Raw genomic sequence first — 25,867 nt, forward strand, 5'->3', positions numbered from 1 at the left:
ATGGAAAAAACAGTCAACAACAAGGCATGGCTGCTGCTCATTCCCGTTCTGGTGCTCGTGGCATTTTCCGCCATCATCCCGCTGATGACGGTGGTCAATTACTCGGTTCAGGATACATTCGGAAACAACCAGTTCTTCTGGGCCGGAACCGACTGGTTCATGGAAATCCTGCATTCGCCCCGCTTCTGGGATGCGTTGATGCGCAACCTGATTTTCTCCTTCGTCATTCTGGCAATCCAGATCCCGCTCGGCATTCTCATTGCGCTGAACATGCCCAAAACCGGCCTTGGCGTACCCGTCTGCCTCGTGCTTATGGCGCTGCCGCTTCTCATTCCGTGGAACGTTGTCGGCACCATCTGGCAGGTCTTCGGGCGCGTCGATATCGGCTTTCTCGGCCATTACCTCTCCATGCTCGGCGTCGATTACAACTACACGCAGGACCCTGTGGATGCCTGGGCAACCGTCATCATCATGGATGTCTGGCACTGGACAAGCCTTGTCGTGCTGCTCTGCTATGCTGGTCTGGTCTCTATCCCCGATGCCTATTATCAGGCGGCGCGCATCGATGGCGCATCCCGCTGGTCGGTCTTCCGCTATATCCAGTTGCCGAAAATGAAGCGCGTGCTTCTCATCGCTGTGCTGCTGCGCTTCATGGACAGCTTCATGATCTACACCGAGCCTTTCGTGGTAACAGGCGGTGGACCCGGCAATTCCACCACCTTCCTGTCCATCGATCTCGTGAAGATGGCGGTCGGTCAGTTCGATCTGGGGCCAGCGGCGGCCATGTCGATCATCTACTTCCTGATCATCCTTGCCCTGTCCTGGATCTTCTACACCGTCATGACCAATAGCGACGAACAAGCTTGAGAAAGGAGATTATCATGAGCAATTCAAAGTCCATCACGCGCTTCTCCTTTCTGATCCCGACTATCTACATCCTGTTTCTGCTGCTGCCGATCTATTGGCTCGTGAATATGAGCTTCAAGGAAAACGGTGAAATTCTCGGCGCCTTCTCGCTGTGGCCGCAAAACCCGACGCTGCGCAACTACACCGTCATCTTTACCGATCCGGCCTGGTATAATGGCTATATCAACTCCATCATCTATGTGGTGATGAACACGGTGATTTCCGTCGCCGCCGCACTGCCCGCAGCTTATGCCTTTTCCCGCTACCGCTTTCTGGGCGACAAGCATCTGTTCTTTTGGCTGCTGACCAACCGCATGGCACCACCCGCCGTGTTTGCGCTTCCCTTCTTCCAGCTTTATTCCGCTTTCGGGCTGATCGATACGCACATCGCAGTGGCCATTGCCCACTGCCTGTTCAACGTTCCCCTGGCAGTCTGGATTCTCGAAGGCTTCATGTCTGGCGTGCCGAAGGAAATCGATGAAACCGCCTATATTGATGGTTATTCCTTCCCGCGCTTCTTCGTGAAGATCTTCATGCCCCTCATTGCAAGCGGCATTGGTGTGGCAGCCTTCTTCTGCTTCATGTTCTCTTGGGTCGAACTTCTGCTGGCCAGAACGCTGACGACAACGGCCGCAAAGCCAATCGCCGCCACCATGACACGCACGGTTTCCGCCTCGGGCATGGATTGGGGCGTGCTGGCCGCAGCCGGTGTGCTCACCATCATACCCGGCGCATTGGTCATCTATTTCGTCAGAAACTACATCGCCAAGGGCTTTGCGCTCGGCCGCGTCTAACAAAGGAGAAGATCGATGAGTTTTTCCTGGATGGCGTGGACGCTGCCCACGGCACTGTTTTTTCTAACCATTCTGGCGCTGCTGATCGGCATGGCGGTTTGGGAATATATATCGCCCGGCGGCAATCCGCGCGTCGGCATATTGCGGTTCGAGACAACGCGCGGCGACCGGCTGTTCGTGTCGCTGCTCGGCTCGGCATTCATCCACCTGGCATGGCTCGGCCTTATCGGCCCCGGCCTCTGGTGGGCACTGGCTCTTTCGGTTGTCTATGCGATTGGCGTGTTCCGCCTCATATAGATCACCGACGGAAATACCGGGCGGAGGGACCGCCCGGATATGGGACTGCAAGCAATCGTAAACATTGGGAGGATGATTATGCGAGCGCATCTATTAGCAACCACGGCAGCCGCGCTGCTGGCACTGACCGGCGTGGCCAACGCCGGGATGAATGAGGCCAAGACCTTCCTCGACAAGGAAGTCGGCGATCTCTCCAGCCTCAGCCGGGCGGAGCAGGAAAAGGAAATGCAATGGTTCATCGATGCGGCAAAGCCTTTTGCCGGCATGGATATCAAGGTCGTTTCCGAAACCCTCACCACGCATGAATATGAATCCAAGGTGCTGGCCAAGGCCTTCTCGGAAATCACCGGCATCAAGCTGACCCACGACCTCATCGGTGAAGGCGACGTGGTGGAAAAGCTCCAGACGCAGATGCAGTCTGGCGAAAACATCTATGACGCCTTCGTCAACGACAGCGACTTGATCGGCACCCACTGGCGCTACCAGCAGGCCCGCAACCTGACGGACTGGATGGCGAATGAAGGCAAGGCCGTTACCAATCCCGGCCTAGACCTGAAGGACTTCATCGGCACGAAATTCACAACCGCGCCGGATGGAAAGCTTTACCAGCTGCCTGACCAGCAATTCGCCAACCTTTACTGGTTCCGGTATGATTGGTTCAACGACGAAAAGAATAAGGCGGATTTCAAGGCCAAGTACGGCTATGACCTCGGCGTTCCCGTCAACTGGTCTGCTTACGAGGACATCGCCGAATTCTTTACCGGTCGTGAAATCAACGGCAAGAAAGTCTACGGCCATATGGACTATGGCAAGAAGGACCCATCGCTCGGATGGCGCTTCACTGATGCCTGGCTTTCCATGGCTGGCAACGGCGACAAGGGCCTGCCAAACGGCCTGCCGGTCGATGAATGGGGCATCAAGGTCAACGAAAAGTCTCAGCCGGTCGGTTCCTGCGTTGCGCGCGGTGGTGATACCAACGGACCAGCGTCGGTTTATGCCATCCAGAAATATCTCGACTGGTTGAAGGCTTACGCGCCTCCAGCAGCGCAGGGCATGAACTTCTCCGAATCCGGTCCAGTTCCGGCGCAGGGCGAAGTGGCCCAGCAGATCTTCTGGTACACGGCCTTTACGGCTGATGCGGTCAAGAAGGGCCTTCCCGTGGTCAACGAGGACGGCACGCCGAAGTGGCGCATGGCGCCCTCCCCGCATGGCGTCTACTGGAAAGACGGCATGAAGCTCGGCTATCAGGACGTGGGCTCCTGGACCTTGATGAAATCCACCCCTGACGATCGCGCCAAGGCCGCATGGCTCTACGCGCAGTTCGTGACATCCAAGACCGTGGACCTGAAGAAAAGCCATGTCGGCCTGACACTCATCCGCGAATCCTCGATCAACCACGAAAGCTTCACCAAGCGCGCCAAGGATCTCGGCGGCCTGATCGAGTTCTATCGCTCGCCAGCCCGCGTTCAGTGGTCCCCAACCGGCACCAACGTTCCTGATTATCCAAAGCTGGCACAGCTATGGTGGCAGGCAGTGGGTGATGCATCCTCCGGAGCAAAGACTGCTCAGGCGGCGATGGACTCGCTTTGCGCAGAACAGGAAAAGGTCTTGCAGCGTCTGGAACGTGCAGGCGTTCAGGGCGAATTCGGACCGAAACTCGCTGAAGAACACGACCTCGAATACTGGAACAAGGACGCCGTTTCTAAGGGCAACCTTGCACCCCAGCTGAAGGTCGCCAACGAAAAAGAAAAGCCGATGACCGTCAACTATGACGAACTGGTCAAGAGCTGGCAGAAGTAAGTCTGCTGAAGTCAATGACGCCGGGGGCGGCTTGCTGCCCCCGGTTTTTTGCGACCAACTCCACCAGCCCCACCAGCCCCACCATCCGACCAGCCATCCCACCTCCGTCACCCTCGGGCTTGTCCCGAGGGTCTACTGCCGCCCAAGCGACTTCGACGTGGGCTTTCAGAAACGCAAAAGCCGAAGGCGAATTCATCGCCTCCGGCTTTTGCTTTTCAAAATCTGTCTCATGAGACCACCACCGCCGTAAACAACGAGCCGTGGTTAGATCCTCGGGACAAGCCCGAGGATGACGGTGGTAGGGATGGGCCTCCAAGGAGTCACCGCGTAGCGGTGCGCGCCCTATCAAAAACTCACGAAATCACAGGGTCCAGCGAACCCGACGCATAACGCTTCGCCATTTCCCGCAGCGGCAGCGGCGTGATCTTCGACGCCTGACCTGCAGTCCAGAACAGCTCGAACCGTTCCTTGCACAGCTTGGTCATCGCATCGCGTGCCGGTTTCAGATATTTGCGCAGATCGAATTCCGCTGGGTCTTCCGCAAGCACCTTGCGGATCTGGCCCGTAATGGCCATGCGGCAGTCCGTGTCGATGTTGATCTTGCGCACGCCGTTCTTGATGCCGCGCTGGATTTCCTCGATCGGAACGCCCCAGGTCGGCTTGATGGCGCCGCCATAGGCGTTGATGATATCCTGCAAATCCTGCGGCACCGTCGATGAGCCGTGCATGACGAGATGCGTGTTGGGCAACTTGTGGTGGATCGCCTCGATCACATTCATCGCCAGAACCGAACCATCAGGACGGCGGGTAAATTTGTAAGCGCCGTGGCTGGTGCCCATGGCAACGGCCAGCGCATCCACCTTGGTTTCGCGCACGAACTTTACCGCTTCGTCGGGGTCGGTCAGCAACTGGTCGTGCGAAAGTACGCCTTCGGCACCGTGGCCGTCTTCGGCTTCGCCCATACCAGTTTCCAGCGATCCCAGAACACCAAGTTCGCCTTCCACGGAGATACCGCCGTAATGCGCTGTCGTCGTCACTTCACGGGTCACGCCGACATTATAGTCCCAGTCTCCAGGCGTCTTGCCATCGGCCTTCAGGGAACCGTCCATCATCACCGATGTGAAACCGGCCTGCATGGCGGTCATGCAGCTGGCTGGCTCGTTGCCATGGTCCAAATGCACGCAGACGGGAATGTGTGGGTAGATTTCCACAACGGCATCCATCATGTGCTTGAGCATGATGTCGTTTGCATAGGCACGTGCGCCGCGTGATGCCTGCATGATAACGGGAGAGTTGGTCGCATCGGCTGCATCCATAATGGCCAGCGCCTGCTCCATATTGTTGATGTTGAAAGCAGGCACGCCATAACCGTGTTCTGCCGCATGATCGAGCAATTGACGAAGCGTAATTCGAGCCAAGGTGTTTCCCCCAAACGAGTTCGATTGCGGACGACATCCCTCAACGCCATCCTGCCCTTTCCGGACAACTCCCATTATTGGCATGGGAAAATCAACTATCCAGCTTTTTTTGACATCCGTCAGCAAACAGTGCGTGATCCTGTTGTGCTGATCGCCAAATGCTCAAAAAGTTACCTAAAGTTTAAAATGCCTCACACTGTCGTGCTTGGGTAACTCCCCGTCGCATTTTGCGCAGGTTCGCACGGGGCTTCGCGCCATCATCCGCTCAACTTTGCAAAGACAAAGACAGGGGCAACCCCAAGCGGCAGGCTTGCCTCTTTATAAGCGTCGCGAATAAAGGGAACGGATATGAAGTCATTGCTTGCATCAACCTGTCTGGTGTTTGGTTTGCTGGGAGGCGCGGCGGCAGCCAATGCTGCCAATTGCGGAAGCCCAACCATCGCCAGCATGAACTGGCAGAGCGCCGAAGTGCTCTCCGCCATCGATAAGATCATTCTCAATGAAGGCTATGGTTGCAGCGCCGAAATTACCATCGGCGACACCGTGCCAACCATCACCTCCATGGTCGAAAAGGGCCAGCCGGATATTGCGCCTGAAGCCTGGGCGGATACGCTTCCTGAGGTCGTCAAGCGCGGCGTGGATGAAGGCAAACTTGTGGTGGCCGCAACGGCCCTGCCGGATGGCGGCATTCAGGGCTGGTGGATACCCAAATACGTGGCCGATGCCCATCCCGAGATCAAGACCATCGGCGACCTGATGAAGAACCCGAAGCTTTTCCCGAATGCGGAAAATCCGGATAAGGGCGCCATCGTCAACGGCCCGCAGGGCTGGGGCGGCACCGTCGTCACGGGTCAGCTTTTCAAGGCATACGGAGCTGAAAAAGCTGGCTTTACCCTCGTCGATAGCGGCTCTTCTGCCGGTCTGGATGGCTCCATTGCCAAGGCTTATGAGCGCAAGCAGCCATGGGTCGGCTATTACTGGTCGCCAACCGCCCTTCTCGGCAAGTACGAAATGGTCAAGCTTGAGCCCGGCGTTGCCGCTGATGCCGCCGAATGGAAACGCTGCAACACGGTTGCCGATTGCCCGGACCCCAAGCCAAACGCATGGCCGGTGGACAAGGTCGTGACGCTGGTTGCCAAGCCTTTTTCCGAAAAGGCCGGGCCTGAAATCATGGATTACCTCAACAAGCGCCAGTGGAGCAACGCCACCGTCAACAAGCTGATGGCATGGATGACGGACAACCAGGCAACGGGAGAAGACAGCGCCAAGCATTTCCTGAAAGAAAGCCCCGATATCTGGACGAAATGGGTGTCTCCAGCCGCAGTCGAAAAAATCAAGGCCTCTCTCTGATGGCTTTCCCTGCTGCCTGAACATTCCGGCAGCCACGCAAATGGACATGCGGCGGGCAAACCCCGTCGCATGTCACCGCGATCACAGGGGAAAGCCATGGACTGGTTTTACAAGTTTCCGCATATGGATGACGAAACGCTTCGAAATCTGAAAAAGATGATCGATGACGGGTTTCGCGAGTTCACCCGCGCCTGGGGTGGCAGCATCGAAGGCTTCTTTTCACCGCTGCAACAATTCCTGATCTGGGCCGAGCGTTTCATGACGCAAACGCCGTGGCCGGTCATCATCCTCATCATTTTAGGCATCGCATGGGCTGGCAGTCGCAGCCTCAAAATCGTCGCGGGCTGTCTCTTCACGCTTCTGGCCATCGGCTATTTCGACATGTGGATGGATACGATGCGGACCATTTCGATGATCTTCGTCTGCACCGTTCTGTCCATTGCCATCGGCCTGCCCATCGGCATTGCCATGTCCCATTCCAACCGCTTCCAGCGCGTGGTCAATCCCATACTGGATGTGATGCAGACCATGCCAAGCTTCGTCTATCTCATCCCGGTCGTCATGCTGCTCGGCATTGGCCGCGTTCCGGGGCTGATTGCTGTCGTCATCTACGCCATTCCGCCGATGATCCGGCTCACCAATCTCGGCATCCGCCTTGTGGACCGCGATGTGCTGGAGGCCGCCGATGCTTTCGGCTCTTCCGGCTGGCAAAAGCTGTTCAAGGTGCAGCTGCCGCTCGCCCTTCCCACCATCATGGCTGGCATCAACCAGACCATCATGATGGCGCTCGCCATGGTCGTCATCGCCTCCATGATCGGCGTTCAGGGGCTTGGCCAACCGGTGCTGAAAGCCATCGCCAACCAGTATTTCACGCTGGGCATCTTCAATGGCCTCGCCATCGTCGGCATCGCCATCATCTTTGATCGCATCAGCCAGGCCTATGGCAAAAGGCTCCAGAAACATCAGGAGATTTCCCATGGCTGAAACGTCTTTTGGCGGCATCACGATCAGAAATCTCTACAAGATTTTCGGCGTTTCACCGCAAGCCCATATCGACGCCGTCAGTGCCGGCATGACAAAAACCGAGCTCAACGAAAAGCACGGCCATGTTCTGGGCTTGCGCGATATCAATATCACCATTCCCTCCGGCTGCATTCAGGTCATCATGGGCCTGTCCGGTTCCGGCAAATCGACCCTCATCCGCCACGTCAACCGGCTAATCGATCCGACAGCGGGCGAAGTGCTGGTCGATGGTGTGGATGTGGTCAAGATGAACGCGACCGAATTGCGGACCTTTCGCCGCCACCAGACAGCCATGGTTTTCCAGAAATTTGCGCTTCTGCCCCATCGCAACGTGCTGGATAACACGCTCTACGGCCTCGAAGTGCAGGGCATGGCCCGGGCAAAAAGTGTCGATATCGCCATGCGCTGGCTGGAGCGGGTGGGGCTGAAAGGGTTCGAAAAGCGCTTTCCCAACCAGCTGTCCGGCGGCATGCAGCAGCGTGTGGGGCTGGCGCGCGCCCTTTCCAACGATGCACCGGTGCTGTTGATGGATGAGGCGTATTCCGCGCTCGATCCTTTGATCCGCACCGACATGCAAACGGTGCTTCTGGATATCCAGAAGGAAATCAAAAAGACCATCGTCTTCATCACCCATGATCTGGATGAGGCGCTTCGTCTGGGAGACCAGATTGCCATTCTGCGTGACGGCGAGGTCATCCAGCAGGGCAACAGTCAGGATATCGTCCTGCGCCCGGCAGACGATTACATCGCCAATTTCGTCAAGGAGGTGAACCGGGGTCGCGTCATCAATGTCGAGGCGGTCATGTCTCAACCCCCGCCGGGCTTTGCTGCCGCCCACCGCAAAGTGCTTGTCGGCACCAGCATCGAAGACACGATGGGCATGCTGGCGCGCAGCGGCGAGGAAACCGCAACGGTTATCGATGCTTCAGGCGAAACTGTCGGCCATGTCACCTTCCGCCAGCTCGCCAGCGCCATCGTCGGTGTGCAGGTTGAGGGCACCGCGCATGACGGTGCGAGCACCCTTCGCGCCAAGGCCTGAACAGACTGTTCACAATCATGGCGATACAATCGCTGATCGGCGCACTATATGTTTGGCAACGAAACATATGCAGATCAGGTGAAATAACATGAAGAAGATTGGCTTTCTGTCATTCGGTCACTGGGGACCCGGAGCCTATTCCCAGGCGCGCACCGCCAAGGACGTGCTGCACCAGTCCATCGATCTGGCCGTTGCCGCAGAAGAGATCGGGATCGATGGCGCTTATTACCGGGTGCACCATTTCGCCCGCCAGCTTGCCTCGCCCTTCCCGCTTCTGGCAGCGGTCGGCGCACGCACCAGCAAAATCGAAATCGGCACCGGCGTCATCGACATGCGCTATGAAAATCCGCTCTACATGGCGGAAGACGCAGGCGCTGCCGACCTCATTTCAGACGGTCGCCTGCAACTTGGCCTCAGCCGTGGCTCCCCCGAACAGGTCATCGAAGGCTGGCGTTATTTCGGTTATCAGCCGAAGGAAGGCGCAGATGATGCCGATATGGGCCGTAACAATGCGGAAGTCTTTCTGGAAGTTCTGAAAGGCGAAGGCTTTGCGGAGCCCAATCCCCGCCCGATGTTTCCCAACCCGCCGGGCTTGCTACGTCTGGAGCCCCATTCGGAGGGCCTGCGCGAGCGCATCTGGTGGGGTGCCGGTTCCAACGCCACCGCCGTCTGGGCGGCAAAACTCGGTATGAACCTGCAAAGCTCGACGCTGAAGAACGACGAGACCGGCGAGCCGTTCCACATTCAGCAGGCAGCGCAGATCCGCGCTTATCGTGAGGCATGGAAAGAAGCGGGCCATACCCGCACCCCTCGTGTGTCCGTCAGCCGCAGCATCTTCGCGCTGATGGATGACCGTGACCGGTCCTATTTCGGTGGAAGCGGCAAGGATGGCGACAGCATCGGCTATCTGGATGCGCAAACACGTGCCGTTTTCGGGCGCTCTTATGCGGCAGAACCGGAGCAACTCATCAAGCAACTGGCGCAGGATGAGGCCATTGCCGAGGCCGATACGCTGCTCCTCACGATCCCCAACCAGCTGGGCGTCGATTACAATGTGCATGTCCTTGATTCCATTCTGAAACATGTCGCGCCCGCACTCGGCTGGCGGTAATTGTTCCAAGTCCACGGCATTCCAATCTGAATGCCGTGGACCAAAGCTTACTCAGCAACATCCATCACAAGTCCCTTGGTCAGTTCCAGCGCCTGACGCTCGAACAGCCCGCGATAGATGCCGCCCTTTTTCTGGATGAGGCTGGCATGCGTCCCCTCTTCCGCAATGTTGCCGTGGCTGAACACCAGCAACCGGTCCAGCGACCGAACCGTGGACAGGCGGTGCGCGACCACAAGCGTCGTGCGCCCCTGCATCAACCGTTCCATCGCGGTCTGGATCAGCATTTCCGATTCCGAATCCAGACTTGATGTCGCCTCATCCAGAATGAGGATTGGCGCATCGGCCAGAAATGCCCGCGCAATGGCAATACGCTGGCGCTCGCCACCGGAAAGCTTCACGCCCCGCTCCCCCACCAGCGTTCCATAACCCTTGGGCAAGGCGCTGATGAAGCCATGGGCGCTGGCCAGTCTGGCCGCGTTTTCAATCTCCCGCTGCGTCGCGTTCGGCTTGGCATAGGCAATGTTTTCCGCCAGCGACCGGTGAAACAGGATCGGCTCCTGCTGCACGATGGCAATCTGCTGGCGAAGAGACGTTTGCGACACCTGCGAAATATCCTGCCCGTCAATGCGGATCGTTCCATCACTCACATCATGAAGCCGCTGGATGAGCTTGATGAATGTGGTCTTGCCAGAGCCGGAATGGCCGACAAGCCCCACCCGCTCACCCGGCTTGATGGTGACGGAAAAATCCTTGTAGAGCGGCGCCAGATGCTTTCCGTAATGGAAACTCACCCGCTCGAACTCGATTTTCCCCTCGTTGATCCGCAGTGCCTTTGCGTCCGGCACGTCATCAATGCCCAGCGGCTGCGAATGGATCGAGACCAGCTCTTCCATGTCGTTCACAGACCGTTGCAGATTGCGAATATGCATGCCGATTTCACGCAAATATCCCTGCAAAATGAAAAAGGACGTGAGCACGAAGGTGATATCGCCCGCATTGGCATTGCCGCTTGCCCACAGCATCAAGGCCAGACCGATGACGCCAGCGCGCATGATGCTGAGCAAACCGGCCTGAAGCGTGCCATTGATGGTGCCACGCACCCAGGTCCGCCGTGTCCGGTCCTCCCATTTGCGCATGACGCGGGTCAGCCGCGCATCCTCACGCTCTTCCGCGCCGAATGCTTTCACCACACCATTGCAGGTCACCGCATCGGCCAGCGAACCGCCCAGACGCGTGTCCCAGCTATTGGCAAGGCTTGCCATTGGTGCCACGAAACCGAGCGACATGGACATGGTGATGATGACGAAGAGCAACGAGCCGAGACCCACCAAGAGGCCCATCATCGGCCAGTACCATGTCATCAGCGCCGTTGTACCAATCAGCATGACAATGGATGGAAACAGCGCCACGAACACAGTGTCGTTCAGCACATCCAGCGCCCACATGCCACGCGTCACCTTGCGCACGGTGGAGCCGGCAAAGCTGTTGGCGTGCCAATCAGACGAAAACCGCTGAATACGGTGAAACGAACCCGCCGCAATATCCGTCATGGATCGCAACGTGAATTTGATGATGGTGAGAAACGTCGCGTGCCGCAGGATGACCGCTAAAACGGCAAGCCCCATCAGCCAGCCGAAGGCCGAGAGCGCGCTGTTCCACGCACCGGCATCGCTTGCCGAACCTGAGACAACGGCATCCACCAGACGCCCCGCGAACATGGGCGTCAGGACATCGGCCAGCGTCGAAAACAGAACGGCACACAGCATGAAGGCGACCCGGCCCGGTTGCTGTCGCCAATGGCCCCAGCAGAAGCGAAAAACGCTGCGAAACGCCTCACTGCGGCGCAATTTCAATCCAAAAGACATGATAAGCATCACCGGCTAAGACCGGTCCCAAGACAGATTTGAAAGGGAAATCCGCGCGCATTGGCTCGCGAAAAATTCTGACGAATGTGAGAAATGACCGGCCTACCGGTTGGTACGTGTCGATCTTTTGTCGGAAAAAGAGAGAGCGTCAGCTCTGCGCGGCGCTAGCCACCGGGGAGGTTGAAAAATATGACATCTATACCTCCCTCGTTCACGTTGATCTGCACATCTTATGCAAGCAGAAAGAAAACGCCAAGCTGGTTTTATGCGGTATGGTCGACTAAACCTCTAGGTGCGGCAAACTTGCCACAGGGCTTTCGTGGAAAACGGTTGTTGTCTGCGGGGCTGTGGCGAATAGATGTGCTCATCATTGCACATATTCTGGATGAATATTTGGCGACTTTGGGCAGCCAAACAGCGAAGATCAGCGCATAACCCTTCACCGGAGTATGCCATGACCTTGCGTATCAATCAGACCGCCCCTGACTTCACTGCCGATACAACACAAGGAGCCATCCATTTCCATGAGTGGATCGGGGATAGCTGGGCGGTTCTGTTTTCGCACCCGAAGAATTTCACGCCTGTCTGCACCACGGAGCTGGGCGCGATGGCGGGTCTGGATGGAGAGTTTAAGAAGCGCAACGTCAAGGTCATCGGCATCTCTGTCGATCCGGTCGAAAGCCATGCAAAGTGGAAGCAGGATATCCAGACGGCAACCGGTTTCGAGGTGGCCTACCCGTTGATCGGCGACAAGGATCTCAAGGTTGCCAAGCTCTATGACATGTTGCCGGATGATGCCGGTGACAGTTCCGAGGGACGCACCCCTGCCGATAACGCCACGGTTCGCTCGGTCTATGTTATAGGTCCCGACAAGAAGGTGAAGCTGATCCTCACCTACCCGATGACGACGGGCCGCAATTTCGATGAAATCCTGCGCACCATCGATTCCATCCAGCTCACCGCAAAACATCAGGTCGCCACACCGGCAAACTGGAAGCAGGGCGAAGATGTCATCATCACGGCTGCCGTTTCAAACGAGGATGCGATCACCCGTTTCGGCTCGTTCGACACCGTCCTGCCCTATCTGCGCAAGACGAAGCAGCCAGCGTAATCTCCCGAGACCTCGGGCCTTGCCATATGGCGGGCCCGAGGCTGACTATTTTTAGCCGTTGTCGCGCTTGAAGATCCAGTCGTGATCTGGATGGTTCTGGAACCGCCATTTGCGCATCGGTCCGGCCATCACGTTGAGATAATACATCTCATAGCCATAGGGCGCACCGCAGGGGTGGTGTCCCTTCGGCACCAGCACCACGTCGCCATCAGACACCGCCATGGTCTCATCCAGCGTGCCGTCTTCGGTAAAGACCCGCTGGAAACCGAAACCCTGCGCCGGGTTGAGACGGTGGTAATAGGTCTCTTCCAGATAAGTCATATCAGGGTAATTGTCTTCATCATGCCGGTGAGGCGGGTAGGATGACCAGTGGCCTGACGGCGTAAACACTTCCGTCACCAGCAGACTATCGGCCACATCGCGGTCTTCCATCGCAATCGGGAAAATATAGCGCGTGTTGGCACCCTTACCGCGTTCGCTGAGAGAAATCCCGGCAGGACCAATCACCTGCGCCTTGCGTCCGGGCTTTGCCGGTGCCGTGCACACACCGATGGTGCAATCGCTCGTGGCAGTCACCGACCAGGAAGAACCAGCGGGAATATAGACGCAATGCGGTGGCTTGCGCTCGAAGACATTCATGCGGTCGCCAAGTTCGCCGAAAGTCTGCTCTTCGCTCGAGACTTCCGCCTTGCCCTCTACAAGAACCAGAATGACTTCCTTGTCACCGGTTTCTTCCGTGGCCACCTCACCCGGCTTCAGCCGGTAGAGACCAAAACCGACATAGCCCCACTCGGCGCTTTCAGGCGTGATATCATGGACCTTGCCGGACTGGCCGGTCGGCTTGCGCAGCAGATTTGCCATCACTCATCTCCTCATTCAGGCTTTATCAAGCCCGGCTTCCTTGGCGAATGCCCGAAGCGATTTCAGCCCGAGGCTCTGATATTCGAAGGGGTTGCGAACATCAGGATCCTGCTCGGCCTCGATCACCAGCCAGCCACTGTAACCATGGTCTGCGGCAACTTTCAGAACGGGCAGAAAATCCACCCCGCCCTCGGCATCACCAGGCACGGTGAAAACGCCACGCCGCACACCTTCGAGGAAGGACAGCTTCTCGTCGCGCACCTGGCGTGCAATCTCAGGCCGCACATTTTTCGCGTGGATGTGGCCGACGCGGCCCATATGCTTCTTCGCAAGGCGCTCAGGGTTTCCACCGCCAAACAGGCAATGGCCGGTGTCCAGCAAAAGCTTGGCATGCGGCCCGGTATGCTCCATCAGCCGGTCGATCTCATCCTCGCTCTCGATGATGGTGCCCATATGATGATGGTAAACCAGCGCAATGCCCTGATCGGCAGCAAACTTTGCCAGCGCTTCCACGCCTTCGCCAAAGGATGCCCAATGCGCATCATCCAGTTTCGGGCGGTTATTCACCGGCTTTGCATCGTCACCGTGAATGGCATTGGACGTTTCGCAGACGATGATGACCTTGCAACCCATGGCCTTCAAAAGATCAAGCACCGGCTGCATCGCAGCCTTCTCGTCCTCGATGGAGTTGGTCAAAAGGTTCAGCGAATGCCAGCCGGAAACATAGCGCAGATTGCGCGGCTCAAGCACCGCTTTCAGCGCATCCGGTTCCTGCGGAAACTTGTGGCCCTTCTCGATGCCGTCGAAACCGATCTTCGATGTCTCATCCAGGCACTGCTCTAGGCTGATATGGGCGCCGAGCGTGCGGTCATCGTCATTGCTCCAGGCAATGGGGTTTGTGCCGTAGAGAATCATGATGACTGCCTTTCCTTCAACGCCGCTTCGTAAGCTGTGCGTGCATCGTTAACATTCTTGCGCTCAGAAACCTCCGGCACCGCCACATCCCACCAGTACCCACCCGCATCGGGCGTGGGGTAAGGGTCCGTGTCGATCACGATAACGGTTGTCACCGTTGCCGCGCGGGCCGCCTCAAGCGCTTTTTCAAGCTCTGCAATCGAGGTTACCTTGTACGCATCCGCGCCCATGCTGGCGGCGTGCTTGGTAAAATCGATGGCGATGGGGTTGGTGTGGTTGGTGTGGGCGTAAAGATTGTTGAACTCGGCCCCGCCGGTGCCCATCTGCAGCCGGTTGATGCAGCCATAGCCCCGGTTATCGGTGATCACGACCGTGATTTTCACCCCCATGGCAACGGCGGTGGCAAGTTCGGAATTCGCCATCATGTAGGATCCATCACCCACCATCACGATCACATCGCGCTCAGGCTGCGCCATCGCAATGCCAAGACCACCGGCAATCTCGTATCCCATGCAGGAAAAGCCGTATTCCATATGGTAGGAGAGCGGCAGCTTGGCCTTCCACAGCTGGTGCAATTCACCCGGCATGGTGCCTGCCGCACACATGACAACCGTGTTGTCACGCGAGGCACGCTGCACAGCGCCAATAACCTGCATGTCCGTCGGCAGGCTGTTGGCCTCAGCTGGCGCCGCCGTCACCGCGTCGGCCTTCGCAAACCACGCCTGTTTCAGCGCCGTATCAGGCGCTGCGAAGCGATGGCTTCCCAAAGCGTTAGAAAGCTTCTCAAGCCCAACCTTCGCATCCGCCGTCAGGCTGATCGCATCATGCTTGGCGCTGTCATAGGCCTGCACGTTGAGCGCCAGAAGCTTCCGTTGCGGGTTCTTGAACAACGCCCAGGAGCCTGTCGTAAAGTCCTGAAATCGGGTGCCGATACCGAAAATGAGATCGGCCTTTTCGGCAATCGCATTGGCGCTATCTGCACCCGTCACGCCCACGGGGCCGAAATTGAGCGCATGGTCCCAGGCCAGCGCAGATTTTCCCGCCTGCGTCTCGATCACGGGAATGGAATGCGTCTCGGCAAAGACTTTGAGCGTTTCCGTCGCACCGGAAAAATGCACACCGCCACCCGCAATGATGACAGGGTTCTTGGCAGCCTTCAGAGCCGCGACCGCCTCTTCAAACTCGGCATGGTCAGGCTCAGGGCGGCGCTGGCGCCAGACTTTTTTCTCAAAGAAGCTCGCCGGATAGTCATAAGCCTCAGCCTGCACATCCTGGCAGAAAGCCAGCGTCACGGGCCCGCAATCGGCAGGGTCCGTCATGGTGCGCATGGCGCGCGGCAGCGCGGTCAAAAGCTGTTCGGGGCGCGTGATGCGGTCGAAATAGCGGCTGACGGGCTTGAAGCAATCATTGGCGGACACGGTGCCATCGCCGAAATCCTCGATCTGCTGCAACACCGGGTCAGGGCCGCGATTGGCAAAGACATCGCCGGGAATGAGCAGCACCGGCAGACGGTTGACATGGGCAAGCGCCGCAGCCGTCACCATATTCGTGGCACCGGGACCGATGGAAGACGTGACCGCCATGGCACGACGGCGTCCAAGCTGCTTGGCGTAAGCAATGGCGGAATGCGCCATGGTCTGCTCGTTCTGGCCGCGATAGGTCTTCAACTCATCGCGGATGCCATAAAGCGCCTCACCGATACCGGCCACATTGCCATGGCCGAAAATGGCCCAGACACCGGCAATATAGGTATCGCCATCCTCATTCAGTTGCGCGGCCAGATAGCGCATCATCGCCTGCGCGGCTGTCAAACGGTATGTGGTCACGCTGCACCTCCCTTGTTGCTTGCGGCGCGCGCCTCATCCCATTTCTGGCAGAGTGCGCTGTAACGTTGCGTCATCTGCGCAACGGCCTCCTCATCGCTCATCTTGCCCGAAAGCCATGCGCGGGCCGCATCCGCAAAAATCGTGCGCCCCACCGCAAAGCCCTTCACAAGATCAAACCCTGCCGCCAGCCGGAAGCTCTCCTCCAGCTCCGCCTGCGGCGCATCCAGACCTAGCACCACGATGCCCCGCACGTAAGGGTCGTTGCGCTCCACGGCATCAGATGCGGCTCTCCACGCGGCTTCGCTTTTCATCGGTTCCAGCTTCCACCAGTCGGGATAAACGCCGATTTCGTAGAAACGCTCAATGATCCGCGCCGTCGTCGTGTCATCGACATTGCCAACCTTGGACGGGATGATTTCAAGAAGCAGTTCCAGCCGGTTGCGCCGCGCGGCTTGCGCCAGTCGCAGCACCGTGTCTTCCTGCTCTTTCCGCAACTCCTCGGCATCATCTGGGTGATAGAAGCACAGAACCTTGACGACATTGTTCGCCGGCCATTCATTCAGGCCACCAAAATCGAGGCCAAGTTCCGGCTCCAGCGTCAGCGGGCGCGAACCCGGCCATTCCACCGGTCGGCCAACCCACAGCTTGGTGCCGCTTGCCTCATAAAGCGCATCACGCCCCAAGCGGCTGTCGCACAAAATGCCGTATCCCGCATTATCTCCGGCCACTTCAAGGGCTGCTTTCAAACACAGCTGCTTGAATGCGCCAATCCTTGCGTGATCGACATCAGCCTCATCCGCCATGGCTTCCAGCTGCATGCGGTGGTCGAAGGCAAAGACGCGCATGGTGTTCCAGTCACCCTTGCGGTTGGTGGCCCAATGCACCTGCTCCAGCGCCGCATCCTTGCGCAGCGCCTTGTTTTTAATGCCGGTGCGGAAGAAATATTGCAGCTCTTCCCAGCTTGGATAGGCCGGTGTGCAGCCATGGCGAGACACCGCGAAAGCGCCACAGGCATTCGCGTATTTCAGCGTTGTCGGCCAATCCTCGCCACGCAACCACCCCCGGAACAGGCCCGCCATGAAGCCATCGCCCGCACCCAGCACATTGAACACCTCAATCGGAAAACCCTGACCGGATTCGCCATCATCAAGGCTTGCAGGAATATCGCCGGTAAAGACAGACGCGCCCATCGGGCCGCGCTTGCATACAAGCGTTGCCTTGGAAACCTTGCGCACGGCCTCCAACGCTTCCAGCGTATCGGTGGAACCACCGGCGATGTGAAACTCTTCTTCGGTCCCGACAATCAGATCAAAAAAGTGCAGCGTCGATTGAAGCTTCGCGGTCACTTTCGCAGATTCCACGAAACGGCTTTCACCATCGCCATGGCCCGCCACACCCCAGAGATTGGGCCGGTAATCGATATCGAGCGCCGTCTTCGCACCGTTTTCACGCGCCAGCCGCAGCGCCTTCAACACGGCAGCTTCCGTGCGCGGATGCGACAGATGCGTGCCGGTGGCGCAGATGCATTCCGCGCTGGCAATGAAATCCGGGTCGATATCGTCTTCGCACAGCGCCATGTCGGCGCAGTTTTCGCGGTAGAATATCAGCGGGAATTGGGCTTGATCGCGAATGCCGAGCAGCACCAGCGCCGTCAGCCGCTCCGCATCCGTCACCACGCCGCTCACGTCAACGCCTTCGCGCACCAGCTGCTCACGAATGAAGCGGCCCATATGCTCGTTGCCGACGCGGGTTATGACGGCAGTTTTCAAACCCAGCCGCGCAGCACCCGCCGCAATGTTGGTGGGGGAGCCGCCAATGTATTTGTTGAATGAGGACATGTCCTCCAGACGGCCACCCACCTGGGCGCCATAAAGATCAACCGACGAGCGGCCGATCGTAATCAGATCAAGCTTTTTCACGACCGTCCTCCTTCGCGATTTCGCGGCGCTGGAATGACACTCCAATATCATTCCATTTCATGCTATTTTTGGACTATAAATTCCATTTTGCCTGATTTCAACATAAATATTCAATCCGCGCGGTGTGTTCCCACGCCAACCGCCAGAGCAATTGCCACGCATAAAGTGGCTGAAAGCGAGCGGAATGCCCCGAAATCCACCTCGGAAACTGCAAGGATCGTTGCACCGAGTTTTCGCATCGGGCTGACGCTGCTGTCGCTCAGCGCCACCACGGGCACGTTCCGCGCAAGGCTGGATGAAACCAGCTCCATGGTCTCGGACGAGTAGGGTGAAAAGGTAATTGCCAGCACCACATCGCCTGACCGAATGGCGCTATCGCTGTGCAACTGCCCCACAGAGGCGTGCAGCATGGCAGGGACACGCATTTTCTCAAACGCATAGGCAAGATAGCTGGCAACAGGGAAGGATCGCCGCAACCCTATGATATGGATGATGTTTGCCGCCGAGAGAAGCCGGATCGCGGTTTCGAATTCCTGCGGATCGACCGTGTTCAGCACACCTTCCAGCGAAGCGCGGCCTGCCTCCACGAATTCGGCCAGAAGCAGCGAGCCGCTATCCTCATGATTATCGCGCAGATTGCTCAGACGGGTCGTATAGTCGGGCCAGCCACCGGTATAATGCTCGCGAAACAGCCGCTGCATCTCGGAAAAGCCTGAAAAGCCCATGATCTGGCTGAAGCGCATGATGGCCGAAGGCTGAACCCCCGCCCCTTCCGCCAGTTCCGCCACCGTCGATACCGCTATGCGGTCGGCATGGGCGGCAACATAGTCGGCGCATTGGCGCAGCCGTTTCGGCAAGCTGTCCGATAGTTCCAGCAATCGCTCCTGAAAGGCTTCCACTGTTGCCGGAGGCGTGTTCTCGCCCATGGCCTTCTCCTCACTTTTATCCCCACCCGCGATATGGAATATCCATTCCAAATTATTTGACAAGTATTCCAAGACGATTCATCGGGTGACAGTGCGGGTCGGGCGTGGCATAGGGACCGCCAAACCTCCAGCTTATCGGTTACACCACTCATGATCCGCATCGAAAATATCAGCAAATCCGCCAGCCATCGCATTCTCTTCATCGAGGCATCGGCCGCGCTTAATCGTGGGGAAAAGGTGGGTCTGGTCGGCCCCAACGGCGCGGGCAAGACCACGCTGTTTCGCATGATTACCGGCCAGGAAATGCCGGATGAGGGTCAGGTCGCCTCTGACAAGCATGTCACCATCGGTTATTTCAATCAGGATGTCGGCGAAATGGCAGGCCGCAGCGCGGTCGCCGAGGCCATGGAAGGTGCAGGCCCCGTCAGCGCGGTTGCGACCGAGCTTCGGGCGCTCGAAGCCCGCATGGTCGATCCCGATCAACTCGACCAGATGGACGAGATCATCGAACGCTACGGCGAGGTGCAGGCGCGCTATGAAGAGCTTGACGGCTATTCGCTGGAAGGCCGCGCCCGCGAGGTTCTGGCCGGCTTGAGCTTCAGCCAGGAGATGATGGACGGCGATGTCGGCAAACTCTCCGGCGGCTGGAAGATGCGCGTGGCGCTCGCCCGTATTCTTCTCATGCGCCCAGACGTCATGCTGCTCGACGAACCGAGCAACCATTTGGACATTGAAAGCCTGATCTGGCTCGAAAACTTCCTGAAGACCTATGACGGCGCGCTGTTAATGACCTCGCATGACCGCGAGTTCATGAACCGCATCGTCAACAAGATCATCGAAATCGATGCGGGCTCGCTCACCAGCTATACCGGCGATTACGGCTTTTACGAGCAGCAGCGCGCCCAGAACGAGAAGCAGCAGCAGGCGCAGTTCGAGCGTCAGCAGGCCATGCTTGCCAAGGAAATCAAGTTCATCGAGCGGTTCAAGGCTCGTGCCTCCCACGCCTCACAGGTACAGAGCCGCGTCAAGAAACTCGAAAAGATTGACCGCGTCGAGCCGCCCAAGCGCCGCCAGACGGTTGCTTTCGATTTTCAGGCACCGCCACGCTCCGGTGAAGATGTCGTCTCCCTGAAACAGGTCCACAAGGCCTATGGCCAGCGCACGATCTATGAAGGTCTGGATTTCATGATCCGCCGCAAGGAACGCTGGTGCATCATGGGCGTCAATGGCGCGGGCAAATCGACTCTGCTCAAGCTGATTGCGGGAACCTCTGAACCGGACACGGGCAGCGTCAATGTCGGTGCCAGCGTCAAGCTCGGCTATTTCGCCCAGCATTCCATGGATCTGCTGGATGGTGATGCGACCATTCTCCAATGGCTGGAACAGCGTTTCCCAAAAGCCGGTCAGGCTCCCCTGCGTGCACTCTCAGGCTGCTTCGGTTTTTCCGGTGATGACGTGGAGAAGAAGTGCCGCGTTCTTTCCGGCGGTGAAAAGGCGCGCCTCGTCATGGCCGCCATGCTGTTTGATCCACCGAATTTCCTCGTGCTGGACGAACCGACCAACCACTTGGACCTCGACACCAAGGAAATGCTGATCAAGGCGCTCAGCGAATATGAAGGCACCATGCTCTTCGTCTCGCATGATCGCCACTTTCTGGCCGCCCTTTCCAACCGCGTGCTGGAACTGACACCTGAGGGCATCCACCAATATGGCGGGGGTTATGTCGAATATGTCGAGCGCACGGGTGCAGAAGCACCGGGTCTGCTAAAGGCATAAAAAATGCGGCCCTCGGCCGCATTTTTCGATCTGGAATTGCCCGCTTAATTCAGTCTTTCCGGCCTAGAAAAGTGCGTCGGCAAAGAGGTCATCATCGTCGGCAGCGGCCGTTGAATGGCTCGCAGCAGCAGGCGCTGAACTGGACGAAGAAGCGTTGGCTGGCAGGAAGCGGAGGTGAATATCGCGCTCCTGAGACATGGTGTAGAGTTTGAACACCCGGCTCGTGAACGGGTTGATCTTGTCGGCAAAGCCAGACACATCGGCGTTGAAGCCCTGCGGCATCTGCGCGGCAATCTCGCAGCATTGCTTGAAGGTGTCACCGAGTTCGCTTTCGAAATCGAGGCTGACAACGGCCGAGCTGATGCGGCTAAACACCGCCTGGCCTTCTTCAGCCAGCGCATCGATGCCGGATTCCATCTGCGTCTTTGCCTCGCGAATGGTCGACAATGCTTCGTTCAGCGGCGCTGCCAGATCGCCGGAAAGCCCGCGTCCCTGCTGGGCCAGTTCCTTCGTCGTCGTTTCAACGCGATGCAGTTCGTCCACAATCGCGTCGGCTGGTGTTTCCAGCTTGCCCGCAAACACGCGCATTTCACCGCTGACGACGTTGACGGAGCGACCAGCGTCGCCCAGTTTCGAGCAGCGAAGGTTCGAGTTCAACGCCATGTAATGAATGTCGATCTTGATGGATCGCAGGATCTCAATGCCACGGGACAATTCCTGCGCGCTGTTCGTCACCGATTCCACCACTTCGTCGGCTTCTGCGCTGCTTTCCTGCACGCGGGCCACCAGATCGCAGGCTTCGGTAATGCCCTGCTCCATCAATGCCAGCACATTGCTGTCGCTGTTTTTGGTCTTGTCCACCAGCTCATCGCGCAGGGAAAGAATGCGTGCGGCATCATCGGCGAAGCTGGAAATGCTTGTGAAAATCTTGGCGCAATCACGCTGGAAGTCGGACGCCGTTTCGTCCATCTGTGCGCTGGCCATTTGCAGCACAGCCTCTCGCAGGATCACATTTTCATTGTGGTCGAGCGTCTTGCCTTCGGGCGAAGCGGTAAAATCATCCAGTGCTTCCAGCATGCTCTGGATATGCTCAATGCGCTGGCGCGTGATATCGCCGATCTGCAACAGAGACAGAACCGTTCCGATCTTGCCCTGAATGGCCTGGGCGATTTTCTTGGCCTGCGCGGCGGTATCGGCCATTTCCTGCTGCTGCTGGGCAATGCGGGTGGAATTTTCGTTGAGACCCTTGATGATCTGCGGGATCGTGTCGTCAAAATCCGCCTTCGTTCCCGAAGAGAACGAAAGCGCCTTGATCAATTGCATGCGCATGACGCCAAGGTTCTTGGCAAAGCGCCCCACTTCATCGGCACCGGATTGAATTCGCTCGCGGATTTCATCGGCAAAACCGGCAAATTCGGAAAGACCGGCACCGGTGATTTTCACCGTGATGGCAAAGGTCTTGAGATAACGGATGGTTTCAGAGATATCATCGATATGGCCACCCGTTGAGGCACACATATCGGCCAGCGACTGGAACCCGGCCTGGCGGTTTTCCTCGGTCTTTGGCAATTGGGCAAGATCGTTGATGGTGTTGTGGAAACCCTTGATATTATGCTCAACGGACCTGCCGTTCAGCGTGCCGGTCATGCCGTCGAGAATGCCTGTAAGGTTGCCCAGAATTTCCATCACGGAGACGAGCACCGCGCCACCATCGAGAAAGCGCTTTTCGATCTTTGCATGCGCAGCCGTCAGCTTGGCGCTGAGTTCGCCTTGCTTATCAAGTGTATATGCCATGTTAGGCTTATGCAAAGTATTCATCGTCGTTTCCGATCTTGCGTTATAGTTGAACGCTAAGCGGATTTAGGAAACGACAGGTAAATCCATCGGCCCCACGCCGCACTATTACCAAACACAGTTAACAGTTGAGTCACTACAGCTGGTTAACGGCGAGCGCGAAAAAGCACATTACGCTGCGGCGTATCGAAACGTCAGATTAAACCGCACAGAGCCCGCTTCATCATGCACCCCTTTCTTCAAAGGCAGGATGCCGTGAAAGAACAGGCGCGACGGGCCACCCCAGACAACCACATCGCCATGGCTGAGAATGAATTTGCGCACTGGATCAGCCCTGTTGAGGCCGCCAAACTGAAATGTAGCGGCTAAGCCAAGGGAAACGGAAACAATGGGATTGCTGAAATCCTTCTCGTCCTTATCCTGATGCAAAGACATTTTCGCACCCGGCTCATAGCGATTGATCAGGCAGGCATTGGGCACGAAATCAGGATACCCGGCTTCTTTCGCCGCGCTCAGCGCAAGCGCCATAAAGCTCTGCGGCATTGCCGGCCAAGGCTTTGCGCTTTCAGGGTCTGTCGCCTGATAGCGATACCCCCTGCGGTCCGTCACCCAGCCAAAATCACCACAATTGGTCATGGCGACAGACATGGAGAAACCACCCGGCGTGACCATGTGCCGAAAGGGCGCTACCGCAGAAATGCTGTCGATATCCCGCAACAATTGCCCCGCGACGCTAGAAGCCGACCGATGCAGCAGCCACGCACCCTCCGCCATCATCTCGCGAGACGGCTTTTCATTCTCCAATGCTGCAAACAGATCATCCATCATGGGTGCTGGCTCTTTTGATAGGCTTTGTGTTTCATACACTACAGAATACGATGCCTGACCACACCTTGCGAAGATGTCCATATGTTGACGCTACAGGGCCTGTAGCCGCGTTTCATATTGACGGACCCGTCATTTGGGATTATTCAAATAATCACTTCTAGGGTCAGCCGAGACCTCCTTAAACGGCAAATGCGAAAAAGCTCGCGGGGGTGATGACCTAGCGGGCTTTTTTGTTTGCAGACACAGTGCACGGGCACCGTATCTGCCTCAGTCATTTATCGCTTAAAGCGATCGACGATCTGCACAATAGCCAAAACCGCTGCCGGTATGGCCACAATCAGCAGAAGTACTTCTAGAGACATGAGGCCTCCTTTCTTTCGGCTGGGTTGGATTGTCTCTTGATGAGGGAGACCCCCACCCGTTGGACACGTTAGGCATCCCGTGATGCTTTACCGCTTTTCTAGTCCTTCGGATGTTGCCGGAAACACTCTATCTCACGTTGAAATGAGCTTTGCCAAGGCCTAGTTTGAAACCACAAGCACCCTTGTGAAGGTTCCCATGCGAAGGGGGGAAAGGTAGCTATCTCATAGGCATGCGGTAGTTAGGTTAATGGCACGGGCGTCCACTTACCGCATCCACGCCATCGTAATGTGGCGTTAAGTATAATGGTTCATACCTGCATACTAATATTCGCACCCATCCACTACCGCAAGGACGCTCCGCTCACCATGCCAGCCACCGAAATGCGCCGGAAGCTGTTTTCGCACGAAAGGCCCGATGTCATCTATGCGGTTGGTGATGTGCATGGTTGCCTCGACCAATTGGAGCGGCTGCAACACAAGATCCTGACCGATGCTGCCCAGCAGCATGGTTCGAAGTGGATCGTGATGCTGGGTGACTATGTTGATCGCGGCCCGAAATCCCGCGGCGTCATCGATGAGCTGATGAAACCGATGACGGGCGATATTGAACGCTTCTGCCTTGCAGGCAACCATGAAGCGACGATGCTGGATTTCTTGGGTGATCCGCGTCTGGATCACCTCTGGCTGCAATTTGGCGGCGTGGAAACCTTGCGCTCCTATGGCATTTCGGAACTGCCGGAAGACAGGCGCAGGCTGAAGGCGCTGGTGCAGGAGGCCATTCCGGCAAGCCATGTGGCGTTTCTCACCGAATTGCCATCGCTTCTGGCCGTTCCCGGCTTCTGCTTTGTGCATGCGGGCGTGGTCAATGGCGTTCCCCTTCAACGGCAGGAAGACAAGCACCTTCTGTGGATCAGACCGAAAGATCAGGTCGGGTCAGGCGCGGACAACCTGTTTCTCACCGTCCATGGTCACACGCCTGTGCGAACTGCTGCCCTTTCAGACAACCGCCTGAATGTCGATACCGGCGCCTTCATGACGGGCCGGCTATCTGCCGCAAGGCTTGCGCGCGATGGCACGATCAGCGTCATGCATGCCGAATAAAACAAATAGGGCGCGGTTTGGAACCGCGCCCGAAATATCAAGATGTCAGCACCTCACGCGGCTGAGATTTTCTCGCCCACGACGCGCCAGTTCACGAGATTTTCCAGCACGGCCTTGATGTGTTCAGGCTTGCGGTTTTCATAATCCACATAATAGGCATGCTCCCAGATATCGATGCCAAGATAGGCGGGGCGGCCGACGGCGACCGGGTTGTTGCCATCCTCATAACCCACCAGCGCCAGCTTGTTCTCATCATCGCGGGTCAGCCATACCCAACCGGTACCGAACACTTCATCCGATGTAGCAACGGCTTTCTCGATGAATTTGCCGTAATCGCCAAATGCGGCGTTGAGTTCATCAGCTGCCTTGCCCTCGGGCCGGTTCGGGCCGCCGGGAGTGAACTGCTCCCAGTAAACGACGTGGTTCCAGGCCTGTGCCGCATTGTTGAAAATCTTCTTGTCTGCAGCCTTACCGGCTGATCCTTTGACGATCTGCTCCAACTCCATGTCGGCATAGGGGGTGTCTTTCGCAAGCGTGTTCAGCTTGTCGAAATATGCCTTGTGATGCTTGCCGTAATGAAGAGAAAGGGTCTTGGCGGAGATATGCGGGGCGAGAGCGTCTTCGGCAAAAGGCAAAGCAGGCTGTTTCAGCGGAAGTGCGGCCTTTGCAATGGATGGAGCGGAAAGCGTGGCGGCGGCAGCGGTTGCTGCTGTGGCGGCCATAACGGCGCGTCTCGTCATTAACATGTCTCATTCTCCCGGTTGATATCCAAGTCAGGCAAACCGGTAGGCGTCGGAAAAGTTTCTTTTCGACCTTGCTTATTGATGCAGTTCCCGGTTTTGTTA

General features: G+C 57.4%; 21 protein-coding genes. 11 read left to right on the forward strand and 10 right to left on the reverse strand.

The annotated features are described in order from the left end of the window. The 4 genes from IFT53_RS15575 to IFT53_RS15590 all read left to right on the forward strand — a co-directional run bounded on the left by IFT53_RS15575 (position 1) and on the right by IFT53_RS15590 (position 3,797). Entirely contained in the window at positions 1–867 is an 867-nt protein-coding gene (locus tag IFT53_RS15575; protein WP_192066236.1) for a carbohydrate ABC transporter permease, read from the forward strand. Positions 868–881: 14 nt separating this feature from the next. Next, complete coding sequence (locus IFT53_RS15580; protein ID WP_042616922.1) at positions 882–1,700, forward strand: carbohydrate ABC transporter permease; 819 nt, start codon at positions 882–884, stop codon at positions 1,698–1,700. A 15-nt stretch (positions 1,701–1,715) separates the two neighbouring features. After that, complete coding sequence (locus IFT53_RS15585) at positions 1,716–1,997, forward strand: DUF2160 domain-containing protein (RefSeq protein ID WP_192066234.1); 282 nt, start codon at positions 1,716–1,718, stop codon at positions 1,995–1,997. 78 nt (positions 1,998–2,075) lie between these two features. Continuing rightward, positions 2,076–3,797 (forward strand): ABC transporter substrate-binding protein, encoded by a 1,722-nt coding sequence (locus IFT53_RS15590; protein WP_192066233.1) that lies wholly within the window; start codon positions 2,076–2,078, stop codon positions 3,795–3,797. Positions 3,798–4,150: 353 nt separating this feature from the next. On the opposite strand, the gene fba is transcribed toward IFT53_RS15590, so the two are convergent. Further along, complete coding sequence (gene fba / locus IFT53_RS15595; protein ID WP_042616918.1) at positions 4,151–5,215, reverse strand: class II fructose-bisphosphate aldolase; 1,065 nt, start codon at positions 5,213–5,215, stop codon at positions 4,151–4,153. 348 nt (positions 5,216–5,563) lie between these two features. Here fba and IFT53_RS15600 point away from each other — a divergent pair, with 348 nt between their 5' ends. The 4 genes from IFT53_RS15600 to IFT53_RS15615 all read left to right on the forward strand — a co-directional run bounded on the left by IFT53_RS15600 (position 5,564) and on the right by IFT53_RS15615 (position 9,738). Continuing rightward, positions 5,564–6,565 carry an ABC transporter substrate-binding protein gene (locus IFT53_RS15600; RefSeq protein WP_192066231.1) on the forward strand — a complete coding sequence of 334 codons (1,002 nt, stop codon included), beginning with the start codon at positions 5,564–5,566 and terminating at the stop codon, positions 6,563–6,565. A 96-nt stretch (positions 6,566–6,661) separates the two neighbouring features. Continuing rightward, a complete protein-coding gene (locus IFT53_RS15605) occupies positions 6,662–7,549 on the forward strand; it encodes an ABC transporter permease (RefSeq protein WP_042616916.1) in 888 nt (295 codons plus the stop codon). Continuing rightward, on the forward strand, positions 7,542–8,627 hold the full coding sequence (locus IFT53_RS15610) for a quaternary amine ABC transporter ATP-binding protein (protein WP_192066229.1): 1,086 nt from the start codon (positions 7,542–7,544) through the stop codon (positions 8,625–8,627). Before IFT53_RS15605 ends, IFT53_RS15610 begins: the two co-directional genes overlap by 8 nt. 88 nt (positions 8,628–8,715) lie before the next feature. Continuing rightward, positions 8,716–9,738 carry an LLM class flavin-dependent oxidoreductase gene (locus IFT53_RS15615; protein WP_192066227.1) on the forward strand — a complete coding sequence of 341 codons (1,023 nt, stop codon included), beginning with the start codon at positions 8,716–8,718 and terminating at the stop codon, positions 9,736–9,738. A 47-nt stretch (positions 9,739–9,785) separates the two neighbouring features. Here IFT53_RS15615 and IFT53_RS15620 read toward each other — a convergent pair whose 3' ends face one another. Beyond that, positions 9,786–11,603: an ABC transporter ATP-binding protein gene (locus tag IFT53_RS15620; RefSeq protein WP_192066225.1), complete on the reverse strand. Its 1,818-nt coding sequence runs from the start codon at positions 11,601–11,603 to the stop codon at positions 9,786–9,788. Positions 11,604–12,057: 454 nt separating this feature from the next. Between IFT53_RS15620 and IFT53_RS15625 the strand changes: the two genes are divergently transcribed. Next, positions 12,058–12,714, forward strand: a complete 657-nt coding sequence (locus IFT53_RS15625) for a peroxiredoxin (RefSeq protein WP_192066224.1) — start codon at positions 12,058–12,060, stop codon at positions 12,712–12,714. Positions 12,715–12,765: 51 nt separating this feature from the next. On the opposite strand, the gene iolB is transcribed toward IFT53_RS15625, so the two are convergent. From iolB to IFT53_RS15650, 5 genes are all read right to left on the reverse strand, one after another. After that, positions 12,766–13,575, reverse strand: a complete 810-nt coding sequence (iolB, locus tag IFT53_RS15630; RefSeq protein WP_192066222.1) for a 5-deoxy-glucuronate isomerase — start codon at positions 13,573–13,575, stop codon at positions 12,766–12,768. 15 nt (positions 13,576–13,590) lie between these two features. After that, positions 13,591–14,490 (reverse strand): myo-inosose-2 dehydratase, encoded by a 900-nt coding sequence (iolE, locus tag IFT53_RS15635; protein WP_192066221.1) that lies wholly within the window; start codon positions 14,488–14,490, stop codon positions 13,591–13,593. Then, positions 14,487–16,316: a 3D-(3,5/4)-trihydroxycyclohexane-1,2-dione acylhydrolase (decyclizing) gene (gene iolD, locus IFT53_RS15640; protein WP_192066219.1), complete on the reverse strand. Its 1,830-nt coding sequence runs from the start codon at positions 16,314–16,316 to the stop codon at positions 14,487–14,489. The genes iolE and iolD overlap by 4 nt, the downstream gene beginning before the upstream one ends. Next, a complete protein-coding gene (locus IFT53_RS15645; RefSeq protein ID WP_446737682.1) occupies positions 16,313–18,235 on the reverse strand; it encodes a bifunctional 5-dehydro-2-deoxygluconokinase/5-dehydro-2-deoxyphosphogluconate aldolase in 1,923 nt (640 codons plus the stop codon). The genes iolD and IFT53_RS15645 overlap by 4 nt, the downstream gene beginning before the upstream one ends. A 110-nt stretch (positions 18,236–18,345) precedes the next feature. Further along, positions 18,346–19,161, reverse strand: coding sequence for a MurR/RpiR family transcriptional regulator (locus IFT53_RS15650; RefSeq protein ID WP_192066215.1), 816 nt, complete (start codon positions 19,159–19,161; stop codon positions 18,346–18,348). A gap of 150 nt (positions 19,162–19,311) precedes the next feature. On the opposite strand from IFT53_RS15650, the gene IFT53_RS15655 reads away from it, so the two are divergent. Then, positions 19,312–20,937 carry an ABC-F family ATP-binding cassette domain-containing protein gene (locus tag IFT53_RS15655; protein ID WP_192066214.1) on the forward strand — a complete coding sequence of 542 codons (1,626 nt, stop codon included), beginning with the start codon at positions 19,312–19,314 and terminating at the stop codon, positions 20,935–20,937. A gap of 63 nt (positions 20,938–21,000) precedes the next feature. Here the strand turns inward: IFT53_RS15655 and IFT53_RS15660 are convergent, their stop codons facing one another. Together IFT53_RS15660 and alkB are read right to left on the reverse strand one after the other, a co-directional pair. Continuing rightward, the gene (locus tag IFT53_RS15660) at positions 21,001–22,731 is read right to left on the reverse strand and encodes a chemotaxis protein (protein WP_192066212.1); all 1,731 of its coding nucleotides are present in this window, start codon (positions 22,729–22,731) and stop codon (positions 21,001–21,003) included. Positions 22,732–22,902: 171 nt separating this feature from the next. After that, the gene (alkB, locus tag IFT53_RS15665; protein ID WP_192066309.1) at positions 22,903–23,556 is read right to left on the reverse strand and encodes a DNA oxidative demethylase AlkB; all 654 of its coding nucleotides are present in this window, start codon (positions 23,554–23,556) and stop codon (positions 22,903–22,905) included. 668 nt (positions 23,557–24,224) lie between these two features. Between alkB and IFT53_RS15670 the strand changes: the two genes are divergently transcribed. Continuing rightward, the gene (locus IFT53_RS15670) at positions 24,225–25,022 is read left to right on the forward strand and encodes a metallophosphoesterase family protein (RefSeq protein ID WP_192066211.1); all 798 of its coding nucleotides are present in this window, start codon (positions 24,225–24,227) and stop codon (positions 25,020–25,022) included. A 53-nt stretch (positions 25,023–25,075) separates the two neighbouring features. On the opposite strand, the gene IFT53_RS15675 is transcribed toward IFT53_RS15670, so the two are convergent. Next, positions 25,076–25,768 (reverse strand): superoxide dismutase, encoded by a 693-nt coding sequence (locus tag IFT53_RS15675; protein ID WP_192066210.1) that lies wholly within the window; start codon positions 25,766–25,768, stop codon positions 25,076–25,078. Positions 25,769–25,867: the final 99 nt, after the last annotated feature.

The organism is Rhizobium sp. CFBP 13644, assembly GCF_014842165.1.
GTDB classification, from domain to species: Bacteria; Pseudomonadota; Alphaproteobacteria; order Rhizobiales; family Rhizobiaceae; genus Agrobacterium; species Agrobacterium tumefaciens_C.